Annotated in this window: 12 protein-coding genes; 9 read left to right on the top strand and 3 right to left on the bottom strand. The window is 36.6% G+C overall.

Annotated features, from left to right (window positions below):
* Positions 1-104 precede the first annotated feature (104 nt).
* From BKM63_RS19945 to BKM63_RS23980, 3 genes are read left to right on the top strand one after another with little or no spacing between them, the layout of a single operon-like run.
* Positions 105-1,169 (top strand): Gfo/Idh/MocA family protein, encoded by a 1,065-nt coding sequence (locus BKM63_RS19945; protein ID WP_071638331.1) that lies wholly within the window; start codon positions 105-107, stop codon positions 1,167-1,169.
* Positions 1,166-1,966 carry a sodium:solute symporter family transporter gene (locus BKM63_RS23985; protein ID WP_242661198.1) on the top strand — a complete coding sequence of 267 codons (801 nt, stop codon included), beginning with the start codon at positions 1,166-1,168 and terminating at the stop codon, positions 1,964-1,966. Before BKM63_RS19945 ends, BKM63_RS23985 begins: the two co-directional genes overlap by 4 nt.
* On the top strand, positions 1,933-2,745 hold the full coding sequence (locus BKM63_RS23980) for a sodium:solute symporter family transporter (RefSeq protein ID WP_242661197.1): 813 nt from the start codon (positions 1,933-1,935) through the stop codon (positions 2,743-2,745). The genes BKM63_RS23985 and BKM63_RS23980 overlap by 34 nt, the downstream gene beginning before the upstream one ends.
* 103 nt (positions 2,746-2,848) lie before the next feature.
* On the opposite strand, the gene BKM63_RS19935 is transcribed toward BKM63_RS23980, so the two are convergent.
* The 3 genes from BKM63_RS19935 to BKM63_RS19925 form a co-directional block, all read right to left on the bottom strand.
* Positions 2,849-4,738, bottom strand: a complete 1,890-nt coding sequence (locus tag BKM63_RS19935) for a hypothetical protein (protein ID WP_071638330.1) — start codon at positions 4,736-4,738, stop codon at positions 2,849-2,851.
* A 148-nt stretch (positions 4,739-4,886) separates the two neighbouring features.
* Positions 4,887-6,257, bottom strand: coding sequence for a phosphatidylserine decarboxylase family protein (locus tag BKM63_RS19930; RefSeq protein WP_071638329.1), 1,371 nt, complete (start codon positions 6,255-6,257; stop codon positions 4,887-4,889).
* Positions 6,258-6,650: 393 nt separating this feature from the next.
* Complete coding sequence (locus tag BKM63_RS19925; RefSeq protein WP_071638496.1) at positions 6,651-7,865, bottom strand: MFS transporter; 1,215 nt, start codon at positions 7,863-7,865, stop codon at positions 6,651-6,653.
* A gap of 101 nt (positions 7,866-7,966) precedes the next feature.
* On the opposite strand from BKM63_RS19925, the gene BKM63_RS19920 reads away from it, so the two are divergent.
* The 6 genes from BKM63_RS19920 (at position 7,967) to BKM63_RS19890 (ending at position 21,577) form a co-directional block, all read left to right on the top strand.
* Positions 7,967-8,785: an AraC family transcriptional regulator gene (locus BKM63_RS19920; protein WP_071638328.1), complete on the top strand. Its 819-nt coding sequence runs from the start codon at positions 7,967-7,969 to the stop codon at positions 8,783-8,785.
* A 352-nt stretch (positions 8,786-9,137) separates the two neighbouring features.
* Positions 9,138-11,324, top strand: a complete 2,187-nt coding sequence (locus tag BKM63_RS19915) for a family 78 glycoside hydrolase catalytic domain (protein ID WP_071638327.1) — start codon at positions 9,138-9,140, stop codon at positions 11,322-11,324.
* 239 nt (positions 11,325-11,563) lie between these two features.
* The gene (locus BKM63_RS19905; RefSeq protein WP_071638325.1) at positions 11,564-13,237 is read left to right on the top strand and encodes a hypothetical protein; all 1,674 of its coding nucleotides are present in this window, start codon (positions 11,564-11,566) and stop codon (positions 13,235-13,237) included.
* A gap of 153 nt (positions 13,238-13,390) precedes the next feature.
* Positions 13,391-14,512 (top strand): glycosylase, encoded by a 1,122-nt coding sequence (locus BKM63_RS19900; protein WP_071638324.1) that lies wholly within the window; start codon positions 13,391-13,393, stop codon positions 14,510-14,512.
* Positions 14,513-14,674: 162 nt separating this feature from the next.
* Positions 14,675-18,025 carry a glycoside hydrolase family 2 TIM barrel-domain containing protein gene (locus tag BKM63_RS19895; protein WP_242661196.1) on the top strand — a complete coding sequence of 1,117 codons (3,351 nt, stop codon included), beginning with the start codon at positions 14,675-14,677 and terminating at the stop codon, positions 18,023-18,025.
* A 150-nt stretch (positions 18,026-18,175) separates the two neighbouring features.
* Complete coding sequence (locus BKM63_RS19890; RefSeq protein WP_071638323.1) at positions 18,176-21,577, top strand: glycosyl hydrolase; 3,402 nt, start codon at positions 18,176-18,178, stop codon at positions 21,575-21,577.
* Positions 21,578-21,781: the final 204 nt, after the last annotated feature.

The following is a 21,781-nucleotide window of genomic DNA, read 5'->3' as shown; positions in this document are numbered from 1 at the left end:
TGCTCGATCTGCCTAATCTGCGTGAAAAAAACAAAACTAATCTCAAAGAAGATTTCGGAAATAATCTAAAATCTAAAATCAATAATCTAAAATAACCACACCCCATGCTAAAAATAGCCATTCTAGGACTTGGAGAAGGACGAAGCACCATGTCGGCCGCTATAGAAAGTTCAAAATTAGAGCTTGTAAAAATATGCGACAGAAACGAAGACTTGTGCAAACAGCGCGCAAAAGAATTCGATTTTCATTCGTACACCACCAATTACGAAGATTTATTAAACGATGCTTCAATTGATATAATTGCGATTTACACGCCGGATCATTTGCATGCGCAGCACGTAAAACAAGCTTTGTTGCATGGAAAACATGTGGTTTGTACTAAACCTTTTATCGATGATCTTTCGGATGCTAAAGAATTGTTAGAATTAAGCAAATCGACTGGAAAAAAAGTTTTCATTGGTCAAAGTTCCCGTTTCTTCGAACCAGCCAAAAGACAAAGAGCCGATTATGAAGCGGGTTTAATTGGCGATTTAATTACAATCGAAGCCCAATATCACGCCGATCACAGATGGTTTTTAAAGAAAGAATGGTCGCTTTTGCAATCATTTAAATGGCTGTACGGAGGTTTGAGCCATCCTGTAGATTTCATCAGATGGTATCTGCCAAACATTCAGGAAGTAATGGGTTACGGAATGATCAGCAGTAACGGACAATCAGCAGGATTGAAAAATGAAGATACGATGCACTTTATCTTTAAAGCAACCGATGGAAGAATTGCCCGTGTAAGTGGTGTGTATACTTCGCCAACTCAGCCAGCGCAACGCGACAGCGGAATGAGTACGATTTTAAGAGCAACAGAAGGAGCAAGTCAGGCCGATTATCACGAATTGCGTTATGCGGTTACAGACAAAACGGGCGAAGAAAAAGTAATTACCTGGGGCGACAGCACAATAAAATATTATTTCCGTTTTGAAGGACAAAGCCATCACGGCGGTGAATATCAGAATTACTTAGAATATTTTGTCGACAGCATCGAGCAGGGTTTTGAAGCTTATCCAAACATGGAAGAAGGAATTGGAACGGTGGCTTTATTGCAGGCAATGGACAAATCACTGCAAACTGGAATGCCGGTTAAAATTGCCGATATTCTTAACGAATACGGACTATGAACAGCATCTACGATAAATTAACGACGCTCGATTTTATAATTGTAGCCGTTTATTTGGTGACTTTATTAGTCATTGGTTATGTGGTGAGTGTGAAGCAGAGCAAGAAAAACGAAACGCTTTTTCTGGCATCCAATTCATTAAACTGGTACAGCATCGGATTTAATATGTGGGGAACCAATGTTGGACCTTCGTCCTTATTGGCTTTTGCGAGTATTGGTTACGCTACGGGAATTGTTGCGGGAAACTTTGAGTGGTACGCCTTTGTGTTTTTACTGCTTTTGGCGATGTTTTTTGCGCCGCGATATATTGCGAGTAAAGTGAGCACTATGCCCGAATATATGGGGAAACGCTACGGCGACAGTACGCAGAATATTCTAGCGTGGTACGCTTTAGTAAAAATATTAGTAAGCTGGCTGTCTTTAGGATTGTTCAGCGGAGGCGTTTTAGTGCGTCAGATTTTAGGAATTCCGATGTGGCAGAGTGTTACGGTATTGGTGATTTTTTCTGGAATATTTACGTTTGCCGGAGGATTAAAAGCGATTGCTAAAGTCAATGTTTTTCAGATGATTCTACTTATTGTAGTTTCGCTTACGCTTTCGTTTTTAGGTTTGCAAAAACTGGGAGGAATCGATGTTTTAATTGACAAAACACCTTCTAATTTTTGGAATTTAATCCGACCTTCAGATGATGCGCATTATCCGTGGCCGGCTATTTTATTAGGATATCCTGTTGCTGCAGTTGCTTTTTTCTGTACGATCAATCGATGGTACAGAGTGTTTTGGGAGCTAAAAATCTAGAGCAGGGACAATTGGGTGTAAACTTTATTGGCTGGTTAAAAGTTATGGCTTTGCCGTTGTTTATTCTTCCCGGAATTTTGTGCTATGCTTTATATCCAGAATTAGGAAGCAATTCCGATTTGGCTTATATGACAATGGTTACAAATCTTTTCCCAAGCGGCATGAATGGTTTGGTAATCTGCGTGATGATTGCGGTTTTGGTAGGAACAATTGGTTCTTCTCTAAACGCTTTGAGCACCGTTTTTACCAATGACATTTACGTGAAAAAAATCAACCCGACGGCAACTATCAAAGATCAAATTAAAATTGGACGTTTAACGATTGCTGCTGGTTGTGTTTTTGCGATTCTGATTGCCGTTGCAATTGACAATATCAAAGGACAAAATTTATTCAATATTTTTCAGGCGGTTTTGGGCTTTTTGGCGCCATCTTTATCGGTTGTGTTTTTGCTGAGTGTTTTCTGGAAACGCACTACGAAAAAAGCTGTAAATGCGACATTATCTTGGGGTTCTGCGTTTAGTTTATTTGTTGGGGTTTTATACTTATGGATTTTCCCTGCCGATAAATATCCCGCCTGGCCTCACTTTTTATTGATTTCGTTTTACATTTTTGCAGTGCTTTTAGTTGCTGCAGTTATAATTTCTTTAACCGATAAAAATCCCGAAGTTAATTTTTCAGATGAAACGGATATTCCTAAAACTAGTAAAAAGGTGAAGCTTTTGTTTGGGTTGTTGGGGTTGACGATTTTGATTTTGTATTTGGTTTTTAATGGGAATTAATATCTTACTTATATAAAAAAATGCTGTTTCAATTTTTGAAATAGCATTTTTTTTATTGAAAGGAGAATATTCATTTTAAAAGAAAAATACAAGTTTTTATTAATTACCTATAAGATGGTATTTTTTTTAAATTTTCTTTTACTCCTTTTGTTAAGACAAATGTAAGAGAAGCGAAAAATCCAACTTTATACTTATCTGTTAGATAATTTTCTATATCATCAGATGTTTCAGTGACGGTTGAACCAATTTCATAACCAGATTTTAATTGCTGAACATTTCTAAATGACGCTCCCGCGGTAAGAGTTAACCTTTCATATCTGCCAAAAGTTACACTAGGCCCAACAAAGAAGTTACTTAATTGTATTTTACCATTAACGACATCGATACCGAGTCCGGCACTTCCACCAATGCATGTATAGGTTGAGCTTCGAAGACTCATAGTTGCAAGTCCAACTAGAGAAGGAACTATTAGTTCATTGTTTTTTTGCTGAATCGTAATTTGAGACAAATTATTGACTTGTTTAACTTGTAACTCGTAAACAGGTGTATTTTTAAAATAACTGGCAGCAAGCCCTAAACCAAAATCAATTCGTGTTCCTCCTCTTGTAAATTCTTGATGTCTATCTTTTACTTCATCGATAACTTTTTCACTTGTTTTATTTTTAGCTTTTATATCAACATCAAATGAAACAACATCTCCAATAGGTTGAATAGGAGAAGACATCCATTCAAAAGTATTTGAATTTTTTAATGATTTAATAATCATTGGCATTAGGTTTAATTTCTTTTGAGTTTCGGTTAAGTTAATTTTTTCATACATTCGTTTTGCTCTAGTCATAAAATCTTCTCCTTGACTATATAATTTTGTTTGGCCACCTTCACTTAATTTTTCATTTAATTGGAAATTTCTTTTTAGTATTTCATACTGTATTTGTATATCATAATAATTTGATTTTAAAATTTGTAATTGATTTTTATAATCAGAAAATTTCTTTTCTTCTTCTTCAAAGGGAGATATCTCTTTTTGTGCTTGTAAATAGTCAAGCTGATGATAGCTAATGAGTTCATATAATCGATCGTAGCAAGAATTAATTTTATTAACCTCACGATAGGTTTCGCGAAATTGCGAAAAAAGCACACTTAGTTTTTCATTATCTTTTATAAATGTATCAACTGCTTCTTTAGATGTTTTTAAGTTTTCTTTATCTTTAACATTGTCTTTAAGTGTAGAATCAAGAGTATTTCTTGTTGAAATTAAATTTTTTTGATCCGTTAGATTTTTTTTTACTGATTTTAAGCTTTCTAACTCATTCTTTTGTTCCTCACTAACAATTGCAATTTTTTCTAATTTTTCAATTTTTATATCTACAGAATCCAATAATGATGAAATATTTACAAAGTCAGTAATCAACCCTAAGTTATTTTTATTTATTAAATCTGAAATTGCAGCAAGTTTTTCAGCATCTTGAGCGATTTGTTTATCTAGCTCCAGTATTTTTAGGGCTGAATTTAAAACATCAACCAGTCCATCTTTCTTATCAGGAGTTTCATTTTTAACATCCTTGACATCGTTTGTAGTTACCTGCATAGCTGGTTTTGGACTTGTACTGTCTGTATTAGAACCTGTTGTAGCTTGTTCTTCTTTTTTTTGTCCTACAAAAATTTCTTTTGGAAGATCATCAATTGAGAAAGAAAAAGCTAATACTGAATCCTTAGATTTTACTTCAATTTTATACGCAAATCTGTTGATATTTTTAATTCTGTATATTATTGGATAATGTACTTTAGGTTTTAAAGTATTATGTGTATAAAGCCTTGTTTTAAAATCATATTCAACAACATAATTATTTGTCAAATCTGTATTTGTTCCTTTGTTTTCAGGAGATGTCGACACTGTTTTATTGTCTGTAGATCCTTTTTTTTGAGTCGAACTACAAGAAAATAGAAAAAAGAGAATACAAATAATAGGCAATAAGAGTTTGTTTGTTTTCATAAATTATTTTGGTTATAGGTTATTTTAGTTTAAATAAATTTGGAAATTGGATATTAATGAACCCCCAGTGAAACCAATGGTTATGTCTATAAAAAAAACACATAGCTTTTCAATCTAGAAAACTATGTGTTTTATTATGAAATAGCTTTTAAAGCACTTTTGCTATTTGAGTGTTTACACGAATATTATTAGGAGCGTCTAAACCTGGTGTTTCATAAGTACTGAAATCTAAATTAACACCTGGTCTAAAAAGCAAACAGTGCGTTGAGCCTCCAAAATGGAACATTCCCAATTCGTCGCCTTTTTTGACAACATCACCAGCTTGCACTTTTATTTCGCAGCTAGAAACTTCTGCCATACCTACCGGCATTACACACATAAGTCCAATAGCTGGATTATCTGCCTCAATAAATATAAGGGCTCTGGTCGCGACTGCTGTTAAAAACGCCTGCGAATTGTTGGGTGCACTCGAATCGGCCCCCTCTGGATTGTAAAAACCCTGATACAGATTTTCTAAATAATATGAACCGTTTATAACAGCCGTTTTTACGATTTTACCGTTTACAGGACTGTGCCAGCGGTGGTAGCTCAAGGCACTCAAAAAAGCCTGATAAACTGTTCCGCCGTCAAATTGAGGTGCTAATTGATCAAAATTCAGCATGTTTTCTAACGAATAAGGCTGTCCTTTTAACCAAAACTGATCTGACAAAGCTACATTCTTGGCCACTTGTAATGGTGCCGATTCACAAGCATTTACAATAATCGAATCATCATTTGGCGCAGTTACAGGACGTACATTTGGGCAGAACAATCTAGTAAAAAAATCATCCCAGCTTTTGAAACCATAATATACATCTGAAGGATCAGACTGAAAAACATCAGAAAATGTGGCGTTCGGCGCAATAGGATTTGGTTCTAAACCTAAAGCTCCTTGAGCAACTTGCATCATTTCGGATTGTGCTAATTCGCTCAGCCATGCAATGACGTTCTCAGAAGGGTCATTTTCTATTAAAACATATCTGGAATCTTCTGTAACCAAAAATTTGGACCAATAGTTTAATATTTTCTTTAACTGCTGATTGACCAATGTGTTTGAAAAAACATCATACCCAAAATTGGTGGCCATAGGCCAGGCTAAAAGGGCATTAATAGGAAAGCCAATCATGCCTGCAGGCGATTGACTTCCGGGAGCACCGGTTTGGTAAGCTTCAGGCGCGGTTTGCATGATTCCGTTGAGTAAAACAAGGAAATCTTCAAATGTCATTGGTTCTGGTTCCCAAGTTAAGGGAGTTTGTTGTTTTAAAAAATGAGCTTCGGCAAACATTCCCTGTACATTCGCATACAAAACAGGGTCTGAGTATACCAGATTTTGAAATTCCGAAATTTCAGGAATCAGCGGTGATGGATTTTTTTTGGCAAATTCCTTTATTTTAAGTGTCCAATTTTCTATAATTTGCGGATCTTGGGGTAACCAGCTTCCCAATAATTGTTTTGCTTTGTTGAATGTAGTTGCTTCCATAATTTTTTTCGGTTAAATTAATACCGAAGTTATTTTAGAAAGTAATTCAAAAATTTAAAATAGTTACAAGAGCTTATTTTTGTGTTACGAAGAACTTTTTTTCTGCTGCGAAGGCGCTAAGGCTCAAAGTTTTTATTAACTACTTCCAGTTATAACTTATTGTTTACCATTCTGATAGCTATCTCGACTATGACACAAAGTTTTTTTTATGAATTGCCTCCAGTTTTAACTGGAGGTAAAGCAAGAATAGAAAAAGGCTTTAGCCAAATTGTAAATGTTTTGGCTAAAGCCTTTTGAGCTTTCTATTATTTCTCATCCCGCTTTAGCGGAACGCAATTCAAATCTTAAATTAAAAATAAACCTTTGCGTCTTTGTGACTTTGCTAGATTAAAATTATTTCTCAACAGATTTTTTCTTCTCCAAATTAGGTAAGAATCCTGTAATTATCCCAATCAAAGGCAGGAACGCACAAATCTTAAAGACATATTCAATACTTGTAGCATCGGCGATTTTTCCTAAAATAGCGGAACCTAAACCGCCCATTCCGAAAGCAAATCCGAAGAAAAGGCCAGCTACAAGTCCGACTTTTCCTGGCATTAATTCAGTTGCGTAAACTAAAATTGCAGAGAATGCAGAAGAAAGAATCAATCCGATAATTACAGATAAAGTTCCAACCCAAAATAAAGAAACATAAGGCAGTAACATTGTAAAAGGAGCAACTCCAAGAATCGAAACCCAGATTACATATTTTCTTCCGTATCGGTCTCCAATTGGTCCGCCGATCAAAGTTCCAGCAGCAACAGCACCTGAAAATAAGAATAAATATACTTGTGACTGCTGAATTGTAATGTGAAATTTATCGATCAAAAAGAAAGTATAATAACTCGTGATACTGCTCATGTAGAAGTATTTAGAGAAAATCAAAACCAATAAAATAATCAGCGAAGCAATTACACGGTTTTTAGATAAATGATGCGTCTCGATTTGGTGCGCAGATTTATTAGCCATTCTTTCAGATAAATTTGCCGTATACCAAATCGCAATTTTATACAAAGCAAAAATCCCAACTAGAGCAATAATACAAAACCAAGCGATGTAAGATTGTCCGTGCGGAATTACGATAAACGCCGCTAATAAAGGTCCGACAGCACTTCCGGCATTTCCTCCCAATTGAAAAATAGACTGCGCCAAACCTCTTTTACCGCCAGAAGCCAAATGCGCCACACGTGAAGATTCTGGATGAAAAATCGAAGATCCAATTCCGATTAAACTTACTGATAACAATAAATAAACAAAGCTGGAAGCGATTGAAACCAGAAAAAGCCCAACCATTGTAAAACACATTCCAACAATCAGCGAATAAGGTTTTGAGTTTTTATCGGTATACATTCCCACAAACGGCTGTAAAATAGAAGCCACCATTTGATAGGTTAAAGTAATAATTCCGATTTGTGTAAAATTTAAACTAAAATTTTCTTTTAGAAGCGGATAAATTGAAGGCACTACAGCCTGTAGAAGGTCATTGATTAGATGCGAGAAACTTATAATAAATAAGATCGAATAGGTGGTTTTTTTAACTATTTCGGGGTTTGCTTTAATAGTGTCCATTTGGTAATTTTTGATTCTTAAATTAGGTTTAAAAACAACAGCTGTATTATTTTTTGCAAAGATCAAAAGAATAGTAATGTCAGAATTGCTATATTTGGACAATGAATAACCAGATTCGGACATATAGAATGGCACAGCAGTATGGATATCAATTAGATTCATCCATACCCGTTATTGGTTACACAGAAATGGTAACCAATGAAATGTGTATCTCGCACTCGCACCCAAGAGGGCAGTTGATATACGCCACGCGTGGTGTAATGAATGTTGTAGTGGGCAACCACATTTGGGTTGTGAATCCGTTGCAGGGCTTATGGCTTCCGGGCGGAGTAGAACATCAGGTTACTTTCCAGAAAGACGTTAATTATTACAGCGTTTTTATAGATCCGTCTGCCATGGAAGGATTATCAGCAAATAGTTTTTCTTTTGATATTCCGATGTTTTTAAAACAGTTGGTATTCAAAATTATTTCTTTTGGAACAGAAGGAAATCTTACGCCTTCCCAAAGCAGAATTGTCGGTGTTTTTTTAGATGAATTAGCTTTGATTCAGCCAAGTGCAACCTTTCTGCCAACAACCAATCACGAAAGATTACAAAAAGTAGTCGAACTTTTAATGAACGATGTTGCGAGTAAAAATACGATCGACTATTACGCCGAAATATCTTTTATGAGCACCAGAACTTTATCGCGTTTGTTTATTAAAGAACTGGGAATGAATTTCAGCGATTGGCGCACGCGATTAAAACTGTTGGAAGCCATAAAACGTTTGGGCGAAAAACAATCTATTAAAGAAATTGCGTTTAACTTGGGTTATGAAACTACGAGCGCTTTTATCTATATGTTTAAGAAGCATTTAGGAAAAACACCTTCTAATTATATTTTAGAAGATGAAAATGATTCGGAGAAAATGATTGCTTAAATTATAAAACGAAATTAGAACACGGATAAAACGGATTTACTTAGTAAAGACGCGGATTTATACGAATCTTTTCTTTTGTTTCTCTTCAATAGCTTTTTCAAAGTTCAAAACTTTGACAAAGCTTGTTGCATTTATATTTAAAATGCGCATGAATCTGTGTTTTAAAATAAATCTGTTTGATCAGCATCCACTAAAAAATCCAAACATCATTTTTTTTAATACTAAAAAAGTGATAACCCATAATTTTTCCCTTAAAAAAATATCAAAAAGTACTGTTTTTATGAAATAACAGCATAGTGCAGGTTGTGAAATGTAAAAATAACACTTATCTTTAGCTCCAAAAAAAAAAGATATGCAAAGCCGATTTTCCATTTTTAGATTTTTGTTTTTCTGTGTTATTTTATTTCCTTCCACTTTCCTATTAGCGCAAGAAAAATCAAAAGAAGCGACATGGATCTGGTATCCAGGCGATTTCGAAATTTGGTTGAGCAATAAAATGCAGGTAAGACGTACAGAACGAGAAGCGGTATTTCCACCGCTTTGGCAATATTACAGTCCGTATGCATTGGTAACTTTTCAGACAGAAGTAGATATTCCGGAACCAGACGAGGCAAAAATCTATTCAGAAGGATCTTTTCAATTGCTTTTAGACGGCGTTCAAATTTACGGACAGCCAAAATCAATAAAAATTCCTGCAGGAAAACACAAAATTTCTTTTAAAGTTTACAATCAGGAAGTATTGCCGGCTATTTTTATTAATGGTAAATATGTTAAATCTAATGCTTCCTGGAAAGTAACCAACGAAGATAAACTTTGGATTGACGAAGCGGGAAAAGCACAGCAGTCTGGAACTCCATGGGTGCCAGTTGGTTCCTGGAACTTTTATTCGTCAGAAAATAAACCTTCCGAATTTAGACTGACCACTAAACCTTTGAGTGCAGTTAGAACAGAAAAAGCAGGAGCCGGTCAATTAATAGATTTTGGTAAAGAAACCTTTGGCTACATTAAAATTCACGGTTTAAAAGGAAAAGGCAAAGTAGCCTTGTATTATGGTGAATCTCGTGAAGAAGCTTTAGATTCTGCAAAATGCGAGACTTTAGATCATTTATCTTTTGATGGAAAACAAGCGGAAACCTACACGCACGATGGTTCAAAAGCATTTCGCTATGTTCAGGTTCAGGCAGATGCAGGGGTAAAATATGATTCAATTTCAATGCTTTATGAATATCTGCCTTTGGATTATCGTGGTGCATTCAAATCATCAGATCAACAATTGAATAAAATTTGGGATGTTTCGGCCTACACAATGCATTTAACCTCTCGCGAATTTTTTATAGACGGAATTAAACGCGACCGTTGGGTTTGGTCTGGCGACGCTTACCAAAGTTATTTAATGAATTATTATTTATTCTTTGATTCGGCTTCTGTAGAACGTACGCTGCTGGCACTTCGCGGTAAAGATCCAGTGACCGCTCATATTAATATCATAATGGACTATTCGTTGTATTGGTTTGTGGGCGTTTACGATTATTATTTGCACACGGGCGACACGAAATTTATCCAGACTTTTTATCCTAGAATGAAATCGCTGATGGAGTTTTGTTTAGAAAGAAGAAACAAAAACGGATTTCTGGAACCATTAGAAGGCGACTGGGTTTTTATTGATTGGGCCAACGGATTACCCAAAACCGGCGAGGTTAGTTTTGAGCAAATGCTTTTAGCCAGAAGTTTAGAAGCGATGGCGGTGAGTGCTAAAATTGCAGGAGAAAAGGAAGACCAAAAACAGTATGAAAAATTAGCCGAGGATTTAAAAACAAAGTTGTTTGAGGTGTTTTGGGATAAAAAAGAAAACGTGATGAAACACCAGCGTATCGACGGTAAAATGCAGGATATTGTAACCAGATACGCTAATATGTTCGGTATTTTCTTCAATTATTTTAATGAAGAACAAAAACAAAGCGTAAAAAATAAGGTTTTGCTCAATAAAGATGTTCTTCAAATCACAACTCCGTATATGCGTTTTTACGAGTTGGAAGCGTTGTGTGCGATGGGGGAACAGGATTACGTTTTAAAAGAAATGAAAGTCTACTGGGGCGGCATGCTGAATGAGGGTGCGACATCTTTTTGGGAAGAGTACAATCCAAACAAAAAAGGAACGGAACATTTAACGATGTATGGTCGTCCTTACGGTAAAAGCCTTTGCCACGCGTGGGGTGCAAGTCCGATTTATTTATTAGGAAAATATTATTTAGGTGTAAAACCAACCGCTCCGGGATATTCAGAATATGAAATCAAGCCAAATCTCGGCGGTTTACAATGGATGGAAGGAAAAGTGCCAACACCAAATGGGGAAGTTTCATTGTATTGCAATACCAAAGAAATTAAAGTAAAAGCAGGCGAAGGAGAAGGAAAATTAATTTTTGAAAGTGCCAGCAAACCAAAAACAAATTCAGGAACGATTACAGCATTAGCAAAAAATAAATATCAGTTGATTGTAAAACCGAATGTAGAATATAAAGTGAGTTATAAAGCGATTTGAGTTCTTAGTAATTAGTAAATAGTTCTTAGTACTTAGTTCTTAGTTTGTAACTTTCAGTTTGTCATTTCGATCCCGAGGCTTCGGGAGAGAAATCTCCGCGACAATATTCGATAAAGAGAGGAAATACTTTATAGAGCTACTTACGAAGATTTGCTTCGCCTGTTCGCTATCGCCCAGTTCTCCTCCGTCGAAATAACAAGATTGAGGAAATTTATAGTCAATAAAAAAATAAAAAACCAATGTTTTCAAAAAATACAAAATACAATTTCAAATTAAAAACAGCTTTTCTAATACTGTTAAGCGTCTGTATTCAAGTTTCAGCACAAAATAACACATGGAAACCAGCATCATTTGAAATAGTAAAATCAAATTACAAAACATTCACAACCACACAATACGCTCATGTTTTTTCGGGAAGCAAACATAATATTGTGCGTTTAGCGCCGGAATTGCAAGGTTTTCAAGGTGTTGAACTTCCTTTGGACAAATACAAAAGCGGTACAAATACTCCTTTACAGTTAAAATTTAAAGAGCCGGTTCAGGTTTTAGTGGGGATTTTTCAGGAAAATAGTTCCGAATTTCTTCAATCTAATAAACTGGAGAACGCAAAATTGGTTTTAAAAAACGGATTGACGATTACAGGATTACCTCCCGTTAATGTATATGCGCTTTCATTTCCAAAAGGAACACAGACCATAAATCCTGGGAGTGGATTATTTGCAGTTTTAGGAGTAGTAAAAGACGGTCAAAAATTAAGTTTCAGAAACGCAGAGCTTCCGGACGGAAAACTTTGGAATCCAACTTTCATTGTCGAAGGATTTTCAGATGAAAAACCGCTTTTTGAAATTATCGGCGGAGAAAGCAGACCCGTGATTGATGAAGGAATGTCTGGAACAGAAGGAATTCAGGGTGGATTTGAAGGTGGACGCGTGGTGAAAGTAGGCGATACCTATCATATGTTTCCAACCGAAAGAGCGGGAGAAATTGGTGTAGATTATTACTACGATCGTGTAAAAACCAGAATCGGACATTGGACAAGTAAAGATGCAATCAACTGGAAAAGAGAATCTACAATCTATCAAGCGAGCGGAACTTACGCCGTAACCGAAGACGATAACCCGATGAACGATCGCCGTGCAGCCATTTGGTCGTATATGCCGGTTTTTAACGAAAAAGCAAACAAATGGTATGGCTATTATTTGGCTTATACGGTTAGCAAAGAAATAGAACCAAATCATTCATTTGGAAGAATTTGGCGTTGCGAATCAACTGTAGATGGAATCAACGGAATTGGCGGGCCCTATAAAGATATGGGAATTATCATGGAACCGGGATTGGATTCTCAGCCGTGGGAAGGCCGTCAGGGAGTTGCTTCGTTTTTTCCGTATAAAGTCGGCGATAAATATTTTGGATTTTACAGTGGCGCATACCCATTTAACTCTTGGGCTGATTATCCGAAGAAATCCGGAAAAGGCTGGTTTGTGGCTTTAGCCGAATCTAAAAGTTTAGAAGGACCTTGGACAAGAATGAACAAAGGTTTGGAACCTATTAAAACGATGCATCCGCAATTTGTTGAAAATCCAATCGTAAGTCAATTACCAAACGGTTTGTACATCGCTATTTTTGACGGAGGCCCAGACGGTTGGGGACATCATTTACCAAATATGATTGCCTATTCATTATCAGCAGACGGCGTTAAATGGTCAGAAGCGCATTATCTTCCAATAGAAACCAAAGTTGATAAATGGTGGGATATTATGAGAACACCATTATGTTTAATCCCAGAAGGAAATGATGTTTATACAATAGTGTACAATGCAATCGATTTAAAGAGAAGATTTCATCCAACAGGAATGGTAAAAGTAAAACTGAACAAAGACGTGATGGAGTCGCGTTTGAAAGAGTTGAAATAATAGCCCACAGATTGTACAGATTAAACGGATTGACGCAGATTATTTAATTTAAAATCTGCCAAAATTCTTTTTAAATCTGCGTGAAACAAAAAATAAAACCAGTGTAAATCAGTTTAATCCGCGTCATCCGCGTGCCATAAACACACATAAAAAATGAAACTTAAATACCTAATTCTAACTATTTCAGCACTTTCCATAACAAGCTGTGCAACCAAATACAAGAAAAGAGAAATTACAGAAACCGTAATGCAGGAGATTTACGAAGAAATCAAAACGCCTTATAAATACGGTTTGGTGATGGTTCCGACAGACAACTCCTATAAAATGGATTGCCCGAGTGTGTTCAGAAAAGATGGCAAATGGTATATGACGTATTTAATTTACGACGGAAGAGGATATGAAACATGGTTAGCAGAAAGTGACAACCTTTTAGATTGGAGATATCTAGGAAAAGTAATGTCCTTCTCAGAAAATGAAAAACATTGGGATGTCAACCAAAAAGCAGGATATATTTCGTTGCAGGACCCAACTTGGGGCGGAAGTTACGAATGGGGAAAATACGATGATAAATATTGGATGAGTTATTTTGGCGGAGACAGCAAAGGTTACGAAGCTGGTATTCTATCAATCGGAATGGCTTATACCAAAGAAGCTCCGACAAAACCACACGAATTTCAAAGATTAGAAAATCCGGTTTTAACGCCAAAAGATAAAGACGCAAAATGGTGGGATAATAGCACGATGTACAAAAACAGTGTGATTCGTGATAAAGATAAACTGACAGGACACAATTTTATCATGTATTATAATGCCCGTGGTGATAGTATAAATCCTGCTAAAGGCGCAGAGCGTATTGCAATGGCGGTATCAAACGATATGAAAGAATGGAAGCGTTATGGCGATAAACCATTAATCAATCATCATAAAGGAATCTCTGGAGATGCCTATATTCAGCGTATAAATGATACTTGGGTAATGTTCTATTTTGGAGCTTTTTGGACAGGGTGGAATCAAGGTGCATTTAACCGTTTTGCAGTTTCAAATGATTTAGTAAACTGGACCGACTGGAAAGGCGAGGATTTAGTTAAATCTTCTGAACCTTATGACGATTTGTTTGCGCATAAATCATTTGTGGTAAAACATGATGGTGTTGTTTATCATTTTTACTGTGCCGTTAACAAAGCAGAACAAAGAGGAATCGCAATCGCAACTTCTAAAGATTTAGGAAAAAGCAAATTGAATTTTGTGGCGCCGCCAGTGAAAGTTAAAAAGTAGTTATGAGTTATGAGTTATGAGTTATGAGTTATGAGTTATAAGTTATGAGACACATAATACTCTTAACCAAAAATCAAAAAAGACTCCGTTAGGAGGCACTGGTCGGTAGAAAAAATAAATAATACGCATTTATGTCCCGTAGGGACATCTGAAGCAATAACAATGAAACAAAATATAAAACCAATGTTTACGTCAAAATCAAAATATAGAATTCCATTTTTCAACCTTCGACTTTTGACTTTCGACTTTTTGACTGTAATCTTACTTCTAACATCTTACACAACCCACGCCCAATCCGTTACAGGAGAACCGGCAGGAGTTCCTGAATTGCATAAAAAATACCAATTTGCACCTTGGGAAGACCCAACGGTTACAAGCATCAACAGGCAGCCTTCGAGAGCAACTGCTTATTCGTATACCTCTGTTGAAGATGCATTAAAAGGCGACAGAACCAAAAGCCGAATCCAGATGCTGAACGGCGATTGGGATTTTAAATATGCCGTAAATCTGAAAGAAGCTTCAAAAGATTTCTATAAAAGTACCGTTTCAGGCTGGGATAAAATCGAAGTGCCATCCAATTGGGAAATGAAAGGCTATGACAATCCAATTTACAAAAGTGCCGTTTATCCGTTTCGACCAATAAATCCGCCTTATATTCCTAAAGATTATAACGGAATTGGTTCTTACCAACGCAGTTTTACCGTTCCGGCAAACTGGAAAGACATGACGGTTACATTGCATTTTGGAGCCGTAAGTTCTGGCTTTCAGGTTTGGTTAAACGGAGAATTTTTAGGCTATGGAGAAGACAGTTTTCTGCCATCAGAATTTGATATTACGCCTTATTTAAAAGAAGGAGAAAATGTCGTTTCGGTTCAGGTAATTCGTTGGGCAGATGGCTCTTATCTGGAAGATCAGGATCACTGGCGCATGAGCGGAATCCAGCGTGAAGTTTTCATTATGGCAGAGCCGAAATTACGCATTCAGGATTTCTTTGTTCAAACCAAATTAGACAAACAATATACCGATGCGATTTTCAAACTGCGTCCGAAAGTGGAGAATCTTACAGGAGAAAAAGTCAAAGATTACACGATGAATGTTCAATTGTACGATGCTAATAATCAGCCAATTTTCAAAGAACCGCTTCAAAGACCCGTGATCGATTTAATCAACGAAAGTTATCCTCGTCTCGACAATGTGCGTTTTGGATTCTTTCAGGAAACCATCAAAAATCCGAAGAAATGGAGTTCAGAAGAACCGAATTTATATACGATGGTTATTTCGATAAAAGATAAAAACGGAACTATTACCGAAGCCAAAAGCTGTAAAGTAGGTTTCCGTTCGATTGAATTTTCAAAAGAAAATGGTAAAATGCTCATCAACGGAAAAGAAACTTATGTGTATGGCGTAAACCGTCACGATCATCATCCAACAAGAGGAAAAGCCGTTACGAGAGAAGATATCAAACAAGATATTACCACGATTAAAAAGTTCAATTTCAATTTTATACGTACAAGTCATTATCCAAACGATCCTTATTTTTACGAATTATGCGATCAATACGGAATCATGGTTATGGACGAAGCCAATCAGGAAACACACGGAATTGGCGGTAAATTAAGCAACGATCCGCTTTGGACAAATGCTTATATGGAACGTATGATCAGAATGGTGGAAAGAGATAAAAATCATCCGTCAGTTGTGATGTGGAGTTTAGGTAACGAAGGCGGAAAAGGACCAAATCACGCGGCAATGTCGGGCTGGGTTCACGATTTCGATATTACACGTCCAGTACATTACGAACCAGCGCAGGGAAATGCAAAATTAGACGGTTACATAGATCCGCTGGATCTGGGATATCCTAAAACAATCGATCACGCTTACCGATTCGAAAATCCGCAGGATGATTCGTATGTGGATATGGTCAGCCGTTTTTATCCGGGCGTTTTCACTCCAAAATTTTTAGTTGATCAAAAGAAAGATACAAGGCCAATTATTTTCGTCGAATATTCTCATGCAATGGGAAATTCAGTTGGAAATTTAAAAGAATTATGGGATGAATTCCGTTCGCTTCCAAGAGTAATCGGAGGCTGTATCTGGGAATTTAAAGATCAGGGATTGGTGAAATTCGATTCAAGATCAGGTCAGAATTATTTTGCCCACGGAGGAGATTTTGGCGAAAAATACCATGACGGAAATTTCAATACCAAAGGAATTGTAGATTCTAACGGAAAACCAAAAGGATCTATTTTTGAGAATAAATGGGTGTATCAGCCAGCGGTTTCCACTTTAAACGGAAATCAGTTAGAAATCAAAAACCGTCAGGCCGTTAAATCTTTAGAAGATTATATTCCGGTTTTAAAAATTTTGGAAAACGGAAATGTAATCAAAACACAAATATTAAAACCATTCAAAGTAGAAGCTGGGAAATCCACAACTTTAAATGTGAGTCAGTATCTGCCAAAAATGAAAAGCGGTGCCGAGTATATTTTGAATATAGAATTCCAGCTTTCAAAAGAAGAACTTTGGGCTTCAAAAGGTTACGCTGTCGCGGAAGATCAATTTGTGCTGCAAAAGAAAGAAGCGGTTTCGCCTGAATCTAAAAAAGAAACTTTAAACGTTTCAGAATCCGATTCTGATTTTAAAATCAAAGGAAAAAATTTCGACATTAACATCAACAAAGCAAACGGAGCTTTGAGTTCATATATTTTCAATGGTGAAGAACAGGTTTTTGCTCCATTGCTTCCTAACTTCGTAAGACCGCTTACAGATAACGATAAAAGAGGTTGGAAATCGCAAAAGCTGTTGAAACAATGGTACAAAGCAAAACCAAAATTGGTCAACATTATAATCGACAAATCGGCTTCAGAAATTAAAATTACAAGCGATTACGAAATTATAAAAGACAGTGCAAGCGTAAATGTGGTCTACAATATTTTACCAAATGGATTGATAAAAGTAGATTACAGTTTAAAAGCATCAAACAAACTGCCAAACATTCCAAAAATCGGAATGCAGATGGGAGTTCAAAGAAAATTCGATCAGATTTCGTGGTATGGAAAAGGAGAATTGGAAAATTACAACGACAGAAGTTTTGGCTCGTTTGTTGGGAAATATTCATTGCCAATAAATGATTTTATTGAACATTACCCAAAACCGCAGGAAAACGGAAACCGATGCGATGTAAGATGGATGGCCTTGACAACTCCGCAGAAAAACAACGGATTTTTAGTGGTAAACGATACCAAAGTTTTAAGCATGAGCGCATGGCCGTATACACAGGAAAACTTAAGTTCTGCTGGTCATACGTACGATCTGAAAGATCCGGGATTTTTAACGCTAAATATCGATTTAATGCAGATGGGAGTGGGAGGAAATGACAGCTGGACAATTGTAGCACAGCCAATAGAACAATATCAAATTAAATCAGGAGATTATCAATATAGTTTTTATTTGACGCCTTTCAGCGGTTCAAAAAACGAATTAGAAAATAGTTTGAAGAAGTTTAAGTATTAGTAATTGATAATTGATAATCTTAAAATTAAGAACTAAATATTAAATGACAAAAAAGAAAAATCAAAAAATCTGCTAAATCAGCCAAATCTGCGAAAGTAAATTTTCCCCGCAGATTTATCAGATTAGGCAGATTGTAATAAAACAATAAAAATGTTTCAAAAAAAACACCTTTTTTTTATCCTTCTTCTTGCGAGCTTCGTCTCCGCACAGGAAATCCATAAAAAAGAAAACAGCTTTTTTCAGCCTACAATTGAATCCTCAAAACCTTGGGTATATTGGTATTGGATGCAAAGTGCGTATTCTAAAAAAGGAATTACAGCCGATTTAGAAGCGATGAAAAAAGGCGGGATCGAAGGTGCATATTTAATGACCATCAAAGGGCCTGCAAATCCGCCATTGATGGAGCCGCCGGTTTTGCAGTTGAGCAAAGAATTCTGGGAGTTAGTCCGTTTTGCTTTAACCGAAGCAGAACGAATAGGAGTAAAAATCGCCTTTCATCCCGCCGATGGTTTTGCCGTTGCCGGAGGACCTTGGATTACGCCGGAAATGTCAATGCAGAAAGTGGTGTGGAAAGATACAATCGTAAGTGGAAACAGTTTTAAAAACTTAAAATTAGCGGTTCCAAATCATTACAAAGACTATTATAAAGATATTGCAACGTTTGCCATTCCGGTAAAAGAAAGCTTTATTACTTCGAATAAAAAACGTCCAAAAATAACATCCACAAATCCGGAATCAGACGCTTCGATTTTAAGTTCATCTGAAAAAGACGGACAATTCAGAATGCCCAAAAAAGGCTGGATTCAATACGAATTTGAAGAGCCGTTTTTGTGTAAATCAATCCAGATTGAAACCAAAGGAAATAATTATCAGGCGCATCGTTTAATAGTAGAATACAGCGATGACGGAGTGAATTTTAAAAGTTTAGGAAGACTAACTACACCGCGTCAGGGCTGGCAGGATGTTGATGCTTTTTATACCCACGGCATTGTACCCACAAAAGCTAAATATTTTAGATTCGTTTACGATCCGGAAGGTACGGAACCAGGCGCAGAAGATTTAGATCCTGCCAAATGGAATCAAGGTTTAAAAGTGGCAAAAATCTATTTGTCAAACGAACCTTTAATCGATAATTATCAGGGAAAATCAGCTGCGATTTGGAGATTGAGTCCGCAGGTTACAGAGAAAGAAATCAGCACTTCCGACTGTATTGATCCATCAAAAATGATCAATATTTCACAGTTTGTGAACGCAGACGGTGTTTTGAACTGGAAAGCTTCTGCGAAAGCGAATTGGAGAATAATCCGTTTTGGAAACACTTCTACAGGTCACGAAAATGCTACAGCAGGCGGAGGAAGAGGACTGGAAGTGGACAAATTTAATTCAGAAGCGATTCGTTTTCAGCTGGATCATTGGTTTGGAGAAATGCTTCGCGTTGCCGGACCTGAATTGGCTTCAAAAGTGGTTAAAATCCTGCACATGGACAGCTGGGAATGCGGCAGTCAAAACTGGTCGCCTGTTTTTAGAGCCGAATTTAAAACTAGAAGGGGCTACGATATTGTTGATTATCTTCCGGTTATGGCTGGGATTCCGGTAAAAGATATTCAGACTTCAGAAAAGGTTTTATACGATGTTCGAAAAACGATTTCAGAATTAGTTGCCGAGAATTTCTTTGGGACTTTGAGAAAAATTGCGGATGATTCGAATGTCAAATTCAGTTCAGAAAATGTCGCGCCAACCATGATGAGCGACGGACTTCTGCATTTTAAATATATTGATTATCCAAGCGGTGAATTTTGGCTGAAAAGCCCAACGCACGACAAACCAAATGATATGCTAGACGCTATTTCTGGCGGACATATTTATGGAAAAGATATTATTCAGGCTGAGGCTTTTACGGCTTTAAAAATGGATTGGGACGAACATCCCGGAAATTTAAAAGTGGTTGCCGACAGAAATTATGCTCTCGGAATTAACCGTTTTTTCTACCACGTTTTTGTTCATAATCCGTGGATCGACAGAAAACCGGGAATGACTTTAGGCGGAATTGGAACTTATTTTCAAAGAGACCAGACTTGGTGGGAACCCGGAAAAGCGTGGTTTGAGTATTGCCAAAGAGTACAATTCCAATTGCAAAAAGGAAAACCTGTAGTGGATCTGGCTGTTTTTATCGGCGAAGATCTGCCTTCTCGTTCTGTTTTGCCTGATCGTTTAGTGCCTTTTATTCCGAATGTTTTTGGAAAAGAACGTGTTGCCAGCGAAGAAATCAGGTTAAAAAATGAAGGACAGCCAAGCGCTAAGATGCCAAAAGAAGTATCGTATTCTAAAAATTTAACCGATTTATCGCAATGGATAAATGCGTTGAATGGGTATCAATACGATTCATTCAATTCAGATGTTTTGATAAATCGTGCCAAAATGGAGAACGGAAAAATCTCTTTTGGAGGCGGAATCGAATACGGTGCTTTATTGTTTCCGGGAAGTCATAAAATGGCACCAAACAAAATGATTTCTTTGGCTTCCGCAGAAAAAATAGTACAATTAGTAAAAGATGGCGCAACCATTTTTGTTGATGAAAAACCGAATTTGCAACCTGGTTTACAATCGAATGAAGATTTTAAAAAATGGCAGCAGTTAGTAGATGAAATTTGGAATTCAAACGCATCATCTTGGAAAATAGGAAAAGGAACGGTTATTAAACTTCCGTACTTAGAAAATGATTTTGCTTCCATTGGAATCACGCAGGACGTTTATTTCCCGAATTTAAACAGAGCCGATTCTGAAACAATTGCGTGGACACACCGCAAATCGGATACGGAAGATGTTTACTTTATTTCCAATCAAAAAGGAGAAAAAAGGTCTTTTGAAGCTTCGTTTAGAGTTGAGGGAAAAGTTCCGGTTTGGTACAATCCTGTAACCGATAAGACTTCAGCAACGGCCAATTGGAAAATCGAAAACGGCAGAACAATTGTCTCAATTAATTTAAATGAAAATGAATCTGGTTTTGTGATTTTTAAAGGAGAAGCAAAGGAAGTTTCTGCAAAATCCGATCAAAAGAATTTAGAATTTGAAACGGTTCAGACTTTAGATGAAAACTGGAATCTGCAATTTGATCCAGCATTTAAAGGTCCGAAAGAAACGATCAAAATCGATAAGCTTTTTGACTGGAGTACTTCTGAAAATGAACAAATTAAATATTATTCAGGAACTGTCAGCTATAAAAAAGATTTTATTTGGAAAAGAAAAGACACCAATAAAATCTGGTTGGATTTAGGTGAAATTTCTAATATCGCAGAGATTACAATCAATGGAAAAGATTGCGATGCCATTTGGACATTCCCTTTAAGAACTGATATTTCATCGGCATTAAAAAAAGGAAAAAACACAATAGAAATAAAGGTTACAAACACTTGGGCAAACCGCTTAATGGGCGATCAAAAATTACCAAAAGAAGAACAATTAACGTGGACAAATGCAGCATATCGTTTAGAAGGAGAGCCATTGCTTAAAGCAGGATTATTCGGGCCGGTTAAGTTTGTAAAAGAAAAATAAAAGCAATTGCCTCCAGTTTTAGCTGGAGGTTTAGTAGAAAATTTGGATTGGGCTTTATCCAAATAATTAGTTTGGCTAAAGCCCTAGATAGAGAAAATCTTAAGACCTCCAGCTAAAGCTGGAGGCAATTGAAAAATGAGATAAAGATGTCGCTCCGATGGAGCTTTTGTGTGATGGTATCGTTTTTTCTATAAATGTTTAGTC

The sequence above is a fragment of the Flavobacterium johnsoniae genome (assembly GCF_001879205.1).
Classification (GTDB): Bacteria; Bacteroidota; Bacteroidia; order Flavobacteriales; family Flavobacteriaceae; genus Flavobacterium; species Flavobacterium johnsoniae_A.
This window is presented reverse-complemented; position numbering and strand designations above follow the sequence as displayed.

Excerpts from the sequence above, each read along its gene's own strand:
- BKM63_RS19915 (WP_071638327.1), top strand. The coding sequence starts at position 9,138 with ATGCAAAGCCGATTTTCCATTTTTAGATTTTTGTTTTTCTGTGTTATT.
- BKM63_RS19890 (WP_071638323.1), top strand. The coding sequence starts at position 18,176 with ATGTTTCAAAAAAAACACCTTTTTTTTATCCTTCTTCTTGCGAGCTTC.
- BKM63_RS23985 (WP_242661198.1), top strand. The coding sequence starts at position 1,166 with ATGAACAGCATCTACGATAAATTAACGACGCTCGATTTTATAATTGTA.
- BKM63_RS19945 (WP_071638331.1), top strand. The coding sequence starts at position 105 with ATGCTAAAAATAGCCATTCTAGGACTTGGAGAAGGACGAAGCACCATG.
- BKM63_RS19895 (WP_242661196.1), top strand. The coding sequence starts at position 14,675 with ATGAAACAAAATATAAAACCAATGTTTACGTCAAAATCAAAATATAGA.
- BKM63_RS19935 (WP_071638330.1), bottom strand. The coding sequence starts at position 4,738 with ATGAAAACAAACAAACTCTTATTGCCTATTATTTGTATTCTCTTTTTT.
- BKM63_RS23980 (WP_242661197.1), top strand. The coding sequence starts at position 1,933 with ATGGTACAGAGTGTTTTGGGAGCTAAAAATCTAGAGCAGGGACAATTG.
- BKM63_RS19905 (WP_071638325.1), top strand. The coding sequence starts at position 11,564 with ATGTTTTCAAAAAATACAAAATACAATTTCAAATTAAAAACAGCTTTT.
- BKM63_RS19930 (WP_071638329.1), bottom strand. The coding sequence starts at position 6,257 with ATGGAAGCAACTACATTCAACAAAGCAAAACAATTATTGGGAAGCTGG.
- BKM63_RS19900 (WP_071638324.1), top strand. The coding sequence starts at position 13,391 with ATGAAACTTAAATACCTAATTCTAACTATTTCAGCACTTTCCATAACA.
- BKM63_RS19925 (WP_071638496.1), bottom strand. The coding sequence starts at position 7,865 with ATGGACACTATTAAAGCAAACCCCGAAATAGTTAAAAAAACCACCTAT.
- BKM63_RS19920 (WP_071638328.1), top strand. The coding sequence starts at position 7,967 with ATGAATAACCAGATTCGGACATATAGAATGGCACAGCAGTATGGATAT.